The sequence below is a fragment of the Dickeya sp. MK7 genome (assembly GCF_000406305.1).
Classification (GTDB): domain Bacteria; phylum Pseudomonadota; class Gammaproteobacteria; order Enterobacterales; family Enterobacteriaceae; genus Dickeya; species Dickeya fangzhongdai.
Map to the genome: position 1 here is coordinate 3,407,956 of NZ_CM001984.1, position 12,542 is coordinate 3,420,497.

At 56.6% G+C, this 12,542-nt stretch carries 10 protein-coding genes and 1 pseudogene; 5 read left to right on the forward strand and 6 right to left on the reverse strand.

All coding sequences use genetic code 11. The features are described 5' to 3' along the window. Window positions 1-70: 70 nt before the first annotated feature. From DXXMK7_RS14635 to DXXMK7_RS14645, 3 genes are all read left to right on the forward strand, one after another. Window positions 71-1,051, forward strand: a complete 981-nt coding sequence (locus DXXMK7_RS14635) for an NAD(P)H-quinone oxidoreductase (protein ID WP_038919738.1) — start codon at window positions 71-73, stop codon at window positions 1,049-1,051. Window positions 1,052-1,299: 248 nt separating this feature from the next. Continuing rightward, on the forward strand, window positions 1,300-2,421 hold the full coding sequence (locus DXXMK7_RS14640; RefSeq protein WP_038919739.1) for a cupin domain-containing protein: 1,122 nt from the start codon (window positions 1,300-1,302) through the stop codon (window positions 2,419-2,421). A gap of 248 nt (window positions 2,422-2,669) precedes the next feature. Beyond that, window positions 2,670-2,858 (forward strand): YjfB family protein, encoded by a 189-nt coding sequence (locus tag DXXMK7_RS14645; protein WP_033112380.1) that lies wholly within the window; start codon window positions 2,670-2,672, stop codon window positions 2,856-2,858. Window positions 2,859-3,050: 192 nt separating this feature from the next. Here DXXMK7_RS14645 and DXXMK7_RS23120 read toward each other — a convergent pair. From DXXMK7_RS23120 to DXXMK7_RS14665, 3 genes and pseudogenes are all read right to left on the reverse strand, one after another. Beyond that, window positions 3,051-4,166: pseudogene (locus DXXMK7_RS23120) on the reverse strand (NAD(P)/FAD-dependent oxidoreductase). Between the two features lie 24 nt (window positions 4,167-4,190). Next, window positions 4,191-5,171, reverse strand: coding sequence for a pirin family protein (locus tag DXXMK7_RS14660; RefSeq protein ID WP_231348808.1), 981 nt, complete (start codon window positions 5,169-5,171; stop codon window positions 4,191-4,193). 20 nt (window positions 5,172-5,191) lie between these two features. Beyond that, a complete protein-coding gene (locus DXXMK7_RS14665; protein WP_038919742.1) occupies window positions 5,192-5,803 on the reverse strand; it encodes an FMN-dependent NADH-azoreductase in 612 nt (203 codons plus the stop codon). Between the two features lie 135 nt (window positions 5,804-5,938). Here DXXMK7_RS14665 and DXXMK7_RS14670 point away from each other — a divergent pair, with 135 nt between their 5' ends. Beyond that, a complete protein-coding gene (locus DXXMK7_RS14670; RefSeq protein ID WP_038919743.1) occupies window positions 5,939-6,847 on the forward strand; it encodes a LysR family transcriptional regulator in 909 nt (302 codons plus the stop codon). Between the two features lie 96 nt (window positions 6,848-6,943). On the opposite strand, the gene DXXMK7_RS14675 is transcribed toward DXXMK7_RS14670, so the two are convergent. Then, window positions 6,944-8,017, reverse strand: a complete 1,074-nt coding sequence (locus DXXMK7_RS14675; protein WP_038921066.1) for a LacI family DNA-binding transcriptional regulator — start codon at window positions 8,015-8,017, stop codon at window positions 6,944-6,946. A 267-nt stretch (window positions 8,018-8,284) separates the two neighbouring features. Here DXXMK7_RS14675 and DXXMK7_RS14680 point away from each other — a divergent pair, with 267 nt between their 5' ends. After that, window positions 8,285-9,556 carry a maltoporin gene (locus tag DXXMK7_RS14680; protein WP_038667196.1) on the forward strand — a complete coding sequence of 424 codons (1,272 nt, stop codon included), beginning with the start codon at window positions 8,285-8,287 and terminating at the stop codon, window positions 9,554-9,556. Window positions 9,557-9,958: 402 nt separating this feature from the next. On the opposite strand, the gene DXXMK7_RS14685 is transcribed toward DXXMK7_RS14680, so the two are convergent. Together DXXMK7_RS14685 and DXXMK7_RS14690 are read right to left on the reverse strand one after the other, a co-directional pair. Beyond that, complete coding sequence (locus DXXMK7_RS14685) at window positions 9,959-10,273, reverse strand: PTS transporter subunit EIIB (RefSeq protein ID WP_038667193.1); 315 nt, start codon at window positions 10,271-10,273, stop codon at window positions 9,959-9,961. A 117-nt stretch (window positions 10,274-10,390) separates the two neighbouring features. After that, window positions 10,391-12,448, reverse strand: a complete 2,058-nt coding sequence (locus tag DXXMK7_RS14690; RefSeq protein ID WP_038919744.1) for a beta-galactosidase — start codon at window positions 12,446-12,448, stop codon at window positions 10,391-10,393. Window positions 12,449-12,542 lie beyond the last annotated feature (94 nt).

Below are 12,542 nucleotides of genomic sequence, written 5' to 3' on the forward strand. Positions count from 1 at the left end.
ACATACCCTGCCGGTATATCCATTTATGCCGGCATCCCGTTTTAAACCAATTTTTTCACAGGAAACAGCCATGAAAGCCATCATTTTTGACCAGTTTGGAGCACCTGATGTGCTCAAACTCCGTGAGGTTCCGGAACCCGAGATTCGTCCCAATGACCTGCTGGTACGGACACGTGCCGCTGGCGTTAATCGTGCCGATTTGACGCATCGTAAAGGCGGATATGGACGTCCGGATTTTGGCGACTCAACCATCATGGGTCTCGAAATCGCCGGTGATGTCATTGCGGTAGGGGATCAGGTTAAGGGGTATGCCATCGGCGACCGAGTGATGGGGATCGTCGGTGGCGGTGCGTATGCCGAGGTTTCCCGCATTGATTACCGTATGGCGATGCCCATCCCGGCAAGTCTTGATTATATTCATGCAGCCGCCATTACCGAGACCTTTGTTACCGCACATGAAGCGTTAATCCATCTTGGTAAACTGAAAGCGGGTGAAACCGTCCTCATTCATGCCGGCGCCGGCGGCGTTGGCGGTGCTGCGGTGCAACTGGCTCATGCGGTCGGTGCGACGGTCATCACCACCGCCCAGGAGACGGCGCGCGCGCTTGTCCATCGCATGGGGGCGGACCATGCCATCGATTACGTTAAAGAGGATTTTGCCAACGTCGTTTCCGATCTGACCGATAACCGCGGCGTGGATCTCATCCTTGATTTTATTGGTGCCTCCTACCTGGAACGTAATGTGAATTCACTCAATTTCGGTGGACGTCTGATACAGATTGGCATTATGGGAGGCATTGAAAACGCGAAACTTCCGCTGGATCGTGTTCTTTATCGTCACTTGCAGATCATCGGAACGGTCATGAAATCGCGTTCCCAGGATGTGAAGCATGAGATGTCCCGGCGGTTCAGAGAGCGCTGGCTGTCTCATTTCGGCAAAGATGGGTTGTCACCGGTTATTGATAGCGTATTCCCTCTGGCAGAGGCCAGTGTTGCTCATCAGCGCATGGAGGATGGCCTTAACGTCGGGAAAATCGTATTAACGGCCTGACGCTGAGCCACCGCCTGATCCAGGTTGATATCTGCTATGCCCGGTCTAGACCGGGCTTTTAGACTGATACAGGCATGGTCGCCCCCTCGTATAAGATGGCGTTTCTCCGCCACGATTCTGCTCCAGCCATAACCGATCTTCCGCCACATGATGATTCCCCGAGCGCGCGATCTTGACCAATGACAAGGCGGTACGGACGTTAGCCTCTTTATAATCAGGCCCGTTTGTCTTCTCACTGGTGTGAAAGTATGGCTTATCAACTTAACCTTAACTGGCCCGAATTTTTAGAAAAATACTGGCAAAAACAACCTGTTGTATTAAAGAATGCGTTCCCGAACTTCGTCGACCCCATTACGCCGGATGAACTGGCGGGACTGGCGATGGAGCCGGAGGTGGACAGCCGCATCGTCAGCCATGTTAATGGACAGTGGCAAGCGTGGAACGGGCCGTTTGAGCAGTTCGATCATTTAGGGGAAACCGACTGGTCGCTGTTAGCTCAGGCGGTTAATCACTGGCATGCCCCGTCTGCCGAGCTGGTGCGCCCGTTTCGCGTGCTGCCGGACTGGCGTTTAGACGACCTGATGATCTCCTTTTCCGTACCGGGCGGCGGCGTCGGACCGCATATCGACCAGTACGACGTGTTTATCATTCAGGGGATGGGCCGCCGCCGCTGGCGCGTTGGCGATAAGCTGCCGATGCGGCAGTTCTGCCCGCATCCGGCGCTGCTGCACGTTGATCCTTTCACGCCGATCATCGATGAAGAGCTTGAAGCGGGCGACATTTTATATATTCCGCCGGGCTTCCCGCACGACGGCTTCACCTTTGAAACCACGCTCAATTACTCGGTCGGCTTCCGCGGGCCAAACGGCAGGGATTTAATCAGCAGTTTTGCCGACTATGCGCTGGAAAACGATCTCGGCGGCGAGCACTACAGCGACCCTGATTTAACCTGCCGGGAACATCCAGGCCGGGTGGAAGCGTATGAGCTCGACCGCCTGCGCGCGATGATGATCGACATGCTCAATCAGCCGGAAGACTTTAAACAGTGGTTCGGTCGCTTCGTGACGACGCCGCGCCACGAGCTGGATATCGCCCCCGCAGAGCCGCCCTATGAGCCGGATGAGATTGCCGACGCCCTGATGTCCGGCGAAATCCTGACCCGCTTAAGCGGACTGCGGGTGCTGCATATCGGCGACAGTTTTTTCATCAACAGCGAAAGGCTGGAAACGGTCGCCCCGGAAGCCGCCGATGCGCTGTGCCGTTACACCACTCTCGGGAAAAAGGAACTCGGCGAGGCGCTGCGCAATCCGGCTTTCGTTGCGGAACTGACCGAGCTGGTTAATCAAGGCTACTGGTTCTTCGACGAATAGTTCTTCGAGACAAATGGTTCGTCGAGACAAATGGTTCTTTGAGAAAAATAGCTCGCTGATAAAGATAGTGCGATGAGATGAAAAGAGCGGCGGTAATGTGCTCTGTCTGCTAGCCTAAAGTTTGAACAGAAAAAACCGATACCATAAAAAAGCTGGCGCATATGCCGCCAGCTCATCGGTGTACTGATGGGCAGGGAATTCCCCCTTGCATATCGGGCCTCTTCAAACGCAGAAACAGGATAACCAAGATGGATGTTTCACAGATCGCATCACTTTCCACCGGTCTTAGCAACATGCAACTGAGCAGCGAGATCAGTACGAGTGTTCTGAAGAAATCACTGGATAATCAGAAGGATACGGTAGCCAGTCTCATTCAGTCCATTCCGCAGTTGCCCGCTAATCCGGCAATCGGCCGCAACATCAACACCACGGCATAATCGCTTCCATCGTGGTTTGACGAACACGTCGTGGTTTGGCAAACACATCGTCGTTTGCCAAACCAGTCGCGGTGTTGCAGACAAATAGCAGCTACTCAACTAGCTGCTATTCATTTATTTGATTCACATGATTATTTCCCGAAAATAATCCGCTTTCTGATGGCTACAGTTACACGAGAACACATCCTTTTGTCAAAGGCCAACGGCCTTGCGTGACATCCCCACCAGCATATCGCGCGCTTTGATCTTGCGGGCGAAAAATGGCGCCCGGAATTGACCGAACGGTAGCGAAGTCAGACCGTCGTTGCGGCCAAGCGTGACCACCATGACTTTACCCATGCCTTTACCGGGCTGTACCGGTTTGTAAGGTTTAAGCCTGGCCTCGGACGGCTGATTCGCGGCTATCAACAGCTTGATGTTCGCAACAATCGATTTGGCGTGCAGCCCGGCGATAATCGCCAGCCGGTTTTCAGGCAGGTTAGTAATATCACCGGCAGCGAACACCCGGTCATGACCTTCCACACGCAGATAGTGATCGACGTTACTCAGGCCGTTGCGCTGCACCGCCTCAGGCCACGATCTGGCCACAAAATTAGTCACCGGCTTCGCTCCCGCCGCCCAAATGACGATATCGGCCGCGAGCATAAGTCCCTAGTGAGTGACGACCTTACCGTCCACAGGCTGTTCACCGGGCGCGGGCAGCACAACACGATCGTTGAGCGCAAATTTAACGCCTTTGTCGCGCAGATCTTTTTCCGCCCATTGGGGAAATTTGTCCGGTGCGTTATTCAGTACCGTCTTACCACTGTGAACCACGGTGATTGCCAGATCGGGAAACGCCTCGCACAGCTCTGCGGCAATCTCGATACCAACCGGCCCGGCCCCCGCCACCACTACGGAGCGTGCCTCCCGCAGACGTTTGTGCATCGACCGGATTTCGGCGGTGCGGCTTGTACTCAACGGCGCCTGGGCCTTGATAAGCGGATCGATATACGCTGACCCGGTGGCGATCACCGCATAATCGAATGACACCGCGCCTTCGCTGCCATCCGTCAGCGCCACGTGCGCGTTGTGGTCGGTCAACCCCACCGCTTTACCCTGTATGAACCGCACCGTGCCGATGAAGCTGTCATAAGGGATTTGCGCCGGCAGACTGTCAGGATCGACCAGCAAACGCGGGACCGCCATCGGCACTTCCCAATAGGTTTTGGGATCAACGAGGGTCACGCTCGCCGCATCGCGCAGTTGATAAGCGATCTGGTGCCCTGCCGCCCCACCGCCAATAACAAGGACAGATTTCTTTTGCATACAGACAGTTCCTTTTAAATGACGTTATGACCACCGCGCTTCGCGGCGGTTAAGCGCGGCGAACGCCGGGCTGTGTTGCAGTTGGTTGATTGTACGTTCGCCTTCGGCGAGCGCCTCGATACAGGTGTGAACTGAATACGCGCCCATCACGAGCGGATGCGGATGTTTGGCCGCTGAACCGATGACCAGCTCGACCTCGCCCTCGGCCGTCATCCCGATTGCCTCATTACCTTGCGCGAACACCGCCAGTTCGCGCTCAAGCACCGTACCGCCGACATGCAGCTTGCCGCTGTTCAGCGCCAGCCACGCCGTATCGTGATCGGCGGCGGGTTGGTAGGTCCAGCGTTCGCCGTCCGCCAGTCGGACGTGAAGGTAGGTGATGGACACGGGCAGAGGAATCGGGCTGACTTTGTCGCCATAGCGACCAAGCAGGATGCGCGCCGGCCCGTCGCGCGCGATCTGTTCCGGTTCCAGATACAGGCTCTGCGCAGGCGCAAGCTCAAGCGATGGCGGCAGCGCAATCCAGAGCTGATATCCACGCATCATGTGGTCTGGCGCAGGCTCGCCGGCGTGCCACACCCCGCTGCCGGCGCGCATCCACTCGACCGATCCCGCGGTCATCGCCCCCTGTTTTCCGGTGGTATCGCCATAGGTCATGCTGCCTTCGAGGAAAGTGGTGAGCGTTGCAATACCCGAATGCGGATGCGGTCTGAAACCCATGCCGGTTGAGGGCACAGACTCGAACAGATCCAGAAAAACGAACGGTTTGGCCCACTGCCCCAGATCGCCCGGTGACATCAGCCGGGTGAGAGGACCAAGGCGTTGACCCGAAGTGCGGTGAACGATGGGGCGCGTTGTCGCAGAGAAAGCCTGATGGTGTGCCATAAGCGATACCTTTTTTGCAGCGAAGAACCGTCTTTTGCAGCGGAAAGCAATTTTTTGAAACGGGAAGCGAGATCGGGCGGTGCCGATAGCCATCAACGGCAGGCCGGCACCGTGCAACACCGCTCCCTCCGGGCGGTAAGTCAGGCGATGAGCGCGTCGATTTCCGCTCTGGCCCTGGCAATCGCCGCGGTTTTTGCTTCATCGCCGAGCGCCAGGCCTTCCGCACGAATAATGGTGATATCGGTCAGACCGATGAAATTGAGCGCGGCCGTCAGATAGGGTTCCTGATGATCGAATTGAGCCGCCGGGCTGGCGCCGCTGTAGATGCCGCCGCGCGCCGAGGCGATGAAAACCTTCTTGCCGGCCGGCAGCAGTCCTTCCGGCCCGTTTTCGGTGTAGCGGAAGGTACGCCCGGCGACCAGAACGCGGTCGATCCAACCTTTGAGCTGGGAAGGGATCGAGAAGTTGTACATCGGCGCGCCGATGACGATGACGTCGGCGGCGAACAACTCGTTGATGTAAACGCCGCCAAGGACGATATCTTGACCAAGCGCCGGCGTGCCCGGCGTACCGCCCTGAAAAACGGCGAGATGGTCGGGGGACAGATGTAATGCCGCGTCAGCGACGAGATCCCGACGAATAACGGTTTTCTCCGGATGAATGTCGCGTTGTCTGGCCACAATGTCGGCTGACAGCGCGCGGCTCACGGAATGGCTGTCGAGAATGCTGGAATCAATATGCAGAATGCTCACAGGTAGATCTCCTGAACAAGGCCGGAACAGGCCGGCGTATGGATGACGACTGGAGTATTTCACCCTGCAAATAATCTGAATAGACGTTATATTATTATATATACCATCTCCATATCAGATACATCAGGATTCCCTATGCTCGATGGCGTGTCGCTGGATCAATTACGAACATTCATTGCTGCGGTTGATGAAGGAAGCTTCTCGGCGGCGGCGCGTCGGCTCAGGCGCGCGCAGTCCGCCATCAGCGAGCTGGTGCGCGGTCTGGAAGAGCAGCTTGATGTTACGCTTTTTGATCGCAGCGGCCGCTACCCGAGGCTGACGCCGGCGGGGACGGCGTTACTGTCCAACGCCCGCAATATCGTCGCCGGCGTTGACGCCATGAAATCACGCGCCAAAGGCATGGCCGCCGGGCTGGAGCCTGAACTGACCGTCGTGGTCGACGTCTTCTTCCCGATTGACGTGCTGACTGACGCGGCCAAAGCGTTCCGTGAACAGTTTCCCGACGTGCCATTACGCGTCTATGTTGAAGCGCTGGGAGCGGCGTATCAGCCGGTACTGGACAGGCACGCCAGCGTCGGCATCGTCGGTTTTCTTCCGGTGACGCCGCCGGGCATCGTCACCGAACCCTTAGCCCGCGTCGCCTTCGCTATGGTCGCCGCCGCGGACCACCCGCTCGCCGCGTTGCAGGGGCCGATCCCCAGACAGGAACTCGCCAACCATGTCCAACTGGTACTGACCGATCGCTCTGAGCACTCCAAAGGGCGAGAGTTTGGCGTCATGTCCCCCAAAACCTGGCGGCTGGCGGACCTGTTTGCCAAACATGCTTTTTTGCTCAATGGGTTGGGATGGGGCGGCATGCCGATGCATACCATCCAGTCGGACCTTGAGAGCGGACGCCTTGTAAAGCTTACCATTGAGGATGAACCGGTCAGCGAGCCGTCCATGCTGATGTCGGCCGTGTACCGCATTGATAACCCGCCGGGCCCCGCAGGCCGCTGGCTTATCGAACGCATGACCGCCTGTTCCCGCCATCGCCCGGTCTGAACGCACGGGTTTAGCGCACCTAACGACAGGGCAGCATACGCCCGGCCTTACCCTGATCGGCTGGCGACAACGCCAGCCGCGATGTGCCGCAAAATGCTACTGACTCAACCGATGCGCAATCAAGCGCAGTTCTTCGGCGATTTGCTGTAAATCGCGCTGTTCATCAATGCGAGGACCGGTGGAATTACGGATCACCAGCCTGGCCGGCAGGATGGACGACGATCGCTGCATGTCGCTGTCGTTGGCGTTCAGCAGACGGTGCACCGCTTCCTTGCCCTGCAGGTCGAGGTCCAGCGAGACGGTGGTCAGCGCCGGGTGGAAAAACGAACTTTCATACGTGCCGTCGTAACCAATCACCGATTTCTGGCCGGGGATGGTCAGTTGATTCTGATGAAAAGCGCTCAAGACGCCGAGCGCCATTTGATCGTTGGCGACCAGCACCGCGCTGAACTGCGGCGTTTCGCGCAGCATCTGCAGTGCGCCGGCGTAGCCGCTTTGCGCATCCCAATTGCCGTGAATCACCGTTGTCGGCGTCAGGCCGTACCCATCCAGGGTTTCCAGCCAGTTTTTCAGTCGCAAGCGCGCCGAAACCGAACCGGCCGGTCCCGCCAGTAAAGCAAAGTCGCGGTGCCCCAGTTCATACAGATACTTCACGCTGGCCCGCGTGCCGTCCGCCGGATTAAACGACACGTTGAATACCGAACTGTAAGGGTCAACATCCAGAAACAAGCAGAGAATATCGTCATTGTCGGCGGCGATGTGCTCTGCTTCTTCCGTCTCCAGCGGCACGTTGATGATAACCTTATCAACCCGCTGTGACTTGAGTTCATTGATAGAATCCTGAATGCTATGATTGACGTTCTCATCAATCATGGAAATCAGCACCTGATAGCCTTCCATATTCGCATATCTTTTCACCGCCGCCGCTACCTGCGAAGGCGCGTGCAAGGCCAGCGACGTGGTCACCAGCCCTATCGTCATGCTCTGTTTACCCACCAGTTGCTGGGCCAGCCGGTTGGGAACATAACGCAACAGCTCGATGGACTGCTCTACCTTGCGGCGCGTGGACTCGGAGACATTCGCAGATTTGTTCAACACCCGCGATACCGTCTGATAAGAAACACCCGCGTGGCGGGCAACATCTTCTAACGTAGCGCTTTTCGACTTCATGGTCAGGTTTCCCATCATGGTTTTACCGGGATTGTAGCAGTTGGCCCGGCGAAAAAACCATGTTCTGAACCCCACTCAGGCCAAATTACATGCAAGTATTACGTTCACATATCAAAAACCCGTGACACGCATCACCAATCATTACAAAACAAAATGATTTATTTGCATTAAATCACAATAAAACAACGAATCCGTTGCTCGCATTTACGCTTAGGCATTTTATTGAACGCGTAATGTGAACGTAATACATAACAACAAGAGGCCACCATGAACACCAAACTCCTTACTCTCTCTACCGCACTCACCGCCATACTGACCTCTCCGGCATTGCTGGCAGCAGAGGCCACCACCGTCCCCATTGATTTTCACGGCTATCTGCGCGGCGGCGTGGGGGTGTCCAATGATGGCGGCATGTCGCAATGGCAAAAAAACAAAGTGGGCCGTCTGGGTAACGAAAACGATACCTACGGCGAAGTAGAACTTGGCTCGGAGGTGTACAAGAAAAACGACGTCAGTTTCTACGTCGACAGCATGGTCAGCATGGTGTCGGATGGCTCCAACGATAACGAAACCACCATCGGCGATGACGCCCAGTTCGGCCTGCGCCAGTTGAACCTGCAAATCAAGGGGCTGGTCCCCGGCGACCCTAACGCCGTGATCTGGGGCGGTAAACGCTACTATCAGCGTCACGACCTGCACATTATCGATACCAAATACTGGAATATCTCCGGTTCCGGCGCCGGGATCGAAAACTATACGCTCGGCCCCGGCGCGCTTTCGGTCGCCTGGATCCGCGGCGACGCCAACGCGGTTGACGACCGCATCAACGGCAACAGCAACGTCAACATCAACTATGCCGATATTCGCTATGCCGGGCTGAAACCCTGGAAAGGCGCCTGGACGGAATTCGGCATCGACTACGCCATGCCGAACACCACCAAAAAACAGAAAGACTTCGGCGGCCTGTATGACGCGGACAACGGCGTAATGCTGACCGGCGAAATCAGTCAGGACATGCTGGGCGGCTATAACAAAGTGGTGCTGCAGTACGCCAACAAAGGGCTGGCGCAAAACATGGTGTCGCAGGGCGGCGGCTGGTACGACATGTGGAATCAGGTCAACAGCGCCACCGGTTATCGCGCCATCAACACCGGCCTGATTCCGCTCACCAGTCGGTTATCGTTCAACCACGTGTTGACCTGGGGTTCGGCTAACCACATCAACGAAGCGACCGACACCACCCGGCTGCTGTCGCTGGTAGGACGCCTGCAATACCAGTTTACCGATTATGTGCGCGGCATTGGCGAAGTGGGCGCGTTCACCCAGAAAGACAACTTCAAAAACGGCACCTCGTTTAAACAAAGCGGTGAGAAATACACACTGGCGCTGGCGCTGGCGGCAGGCCCGGCATTTATGTCGCGCCCGGAATTGCGCCTCTACACCTCTTATCTGAACGACAGTCAGGACGGCAAACCGTTCAAAGACGGCACCGCCAATAACACCTGGAACGTTGGCGTACAGGTGGAAGCCTGGTGGTAATACCCGGTGCTAATCGCCACAGATATTGCGTTTCTCCGGACGTTTATTTTCATCATTGTTTTTCTTCATCATTATTGCTTTCCCTGTTTAATTACGATATCGCTGTAATCGTTCTGAGGATAATCGCCGGGTTATCCTCTTTTTTATTTATACCCGTCATACTTCAAGTTGCAGGTGCGTTGGCTGCCCTCGCTCACCCCAGTCACTTACTTATGTAAGCTCCTGGGGATTCACTCGGTTGCCGCGTTACAAGGCTCATTCTGAGCCTTGCCCTAAAGGGCCAACGCGTTGCGTTGTTCAACACGCCAGCGTGTTGTCCCGCAACTCGAATTATTTTGGGTATATCCGTATATTTCGTATTTATTATCTGACTCAATTTAATGGCTTTTATTGACGGTGCGATTATTCCGGTCGGGAGAAATGTTCCTCCAGTAATTTACGCAATGTATCCGACTGCTTACCGAATATGGCATGAACCTGTTGCCCAAGAATAATGACGCCCAGCGCGCCTTCCTGTTGTAATCCTTGTGAATCAACCAGACTCAGGTTTTTTACCGTCACACGCAGCCGGGTAATACAGGCATCGACCTGCTCGATATTATCCCGCCCGCCAAATAACCGCAGCAGACGCTGAATCTGCTGTTTATCGTCGTCGCTTAATTCCGGCGTCGGTTTCGGATGCGAAAAATAACGCATAACAGAATGCAGACTGACCATGAGCATACTCCTCTGAAGGTATCGTACGGTACGCGGCGACGCCCGCCGGCGTGGCAGGTCATCGCCCAGAAGAAAGCGCCCATGCCGGCAGCGGCGATGGGCGCAGGCTGAACGCCGTCAGACCAGACGGCGACGAATCACCCGGCAATCCCAGGCGGAAAGGACAACATCCACCAGCGGCAACCCGGTCAGCATATCGCTATACCCGGCGGGCAACTGGATAGGCTGCGGCAACGCACTGTAGTTTTCGATGAAGATAAACTCTTCGTCGCCGTTGGTACGGCGATGGGCCGTCACCGCCGGCGGCAGCGGAATATCCAGCGCCCGCGGCAGAGCCAGCTCACGCATGATGGCGGCAAAGAAATCGCGCTGGAACGCCAGATCGTTACGCGAGGTCACATACCAGGCTTTCCCTGCGCCGACGTGATTTACCGTCACCGCCGGCCGGCCGGCATAGAAATCGTCGCAGTAGCTGGCGAGCGCCGTCGCGCCTTCAAGGTGGATCAACTCGCACAGGTGGCGCGCCTGATACGGCCCTTTCAGCCCGATATCATTGTCCGCCAGCCCCAACACCCGGTTGTATTCGCCGTCGGCCAGACAGTCGATCTCTTCTGACCAGATGCCCAGCACCGGGCGCAACGGGCCGGGGAATCCACCCTGATAACACAGGTCGCTTTCGTTAACGATGCCGCTCCAGTAGGTCACCACCACGTGCCCGCCCTGGCGCACAAACTGCTCGACGCGCTCGGCAAACCCCGGCCGCACCATGTACAGCATCGGCGCAATCAACAGCCGGTAGCCGCTGAAATCGCCTTCGGCGTTGATAACATCGACGGCAATCCCCTGCTCCCAGAACGGGCGGTAGTGTTCCGCCACCGTTTTTTCGTACTCCAACCCGGCATTGCGCGGCCCCTGCGCATCATCCATCGCCCAGCGGCTTTCCCAGTCAAACAGGATCGCTACCTGCGCCTCTACCCGGCTGCCCGCCACCGCATCCAGCTGCGACAAAATCTGGCCGAGCTGCGCCACTTCGCGGCCGACGCGGGTATCGATATGGCCGACATGATCCACCACCGCGCCGTGGAATTTCTCCACCGAGCCGCGGCTCTTGCGCCACTGGAAGTACTGCACCGCATCCGCGCCATGGGCCACCGCCTGCAGCGAGGAGAGAATATGCATACCCGGCTTCTTGAGCTTGCTGAGCGGCTGCCAGTTGGTGACGCTGGGGGTCGATTCCATCAACACAAACGGCTTGCCCTGCTTCAGCGAACGCATCAGATCGTGAAACAGGGCGATATAACAGGCCAGCGTGGCGTCGTCTTTGTCCCGGTGCCACATCGGGTAGCTGTCCCAGGAGATGAAGTCCAGCACGCGCGACAGCTGCCAGTAGTCGTAATCGTAAAAGTACTCCATGAAGTTGGTGGTCGCCGGGATAGCCGGGTTCACCCGCTTCAACGGGGCGATTTCCTGCGCGCAGAAATCGGTCGCCTGCGCGGTATTAAAGCGTCGCCAGTCAAGGTTCAACCCGTGAATGGACACTTCGCCCTGCGGCGCCGGCGATTCAATCTGTGACCAGTCGCTGTAGGTATGGCTCCAGAAATCGCTCCACCAGGCGTGATTGAGGTTATCCAGCGTCTGGTAACGCGCCTGCAGCCAGGTGCGAAACGCCTGCTGACAGCGCTCGCAATGGCACTCGCCGCTGTATTCATTGGAAATATGCCAGCCGATCACCGCCGGGTGACGCCCGTAGCGCTCCGCCAGCAATGTATTGATTTTTTGAACCTTATCCCGATAGACCGGCGATGACAGGCAGTGATTGTGACGACCACCGTGCAGCGCCGGCACCCGATCGCGCCCTACGCGCAGCACTTCCGGGTAACGTTGCGACATCCAGGCCGGGCGTGCGCCGCTGGGTGTCGCCAGAAACACCGAAATACCCTGCCGGTATAATTTATCGAGAACCTCATCCAGCCAGTCGAACCGGTACACGCCCTCCTGCGGCTCCAGTTTGGCCCAGCTGAAAATACCGACCGACATTACATTGCATTTTACCTGTTTCATCATGGCGATATCGTCGTCAATAATGCCGGGGTAATTCTCCCATTGCTCCGGATTATAATCAGCGCCATGTAATAACCCATCGACCTTCGGATTCAAAGGCGGAAATCGTTTCATAAAACATCCTTAATACTGAATAGGCAGACGGTATATTCCCGCTATTTCACTATGCAGGCAGGCGGCAACCACATCATTCCCCAACAATAAGCCG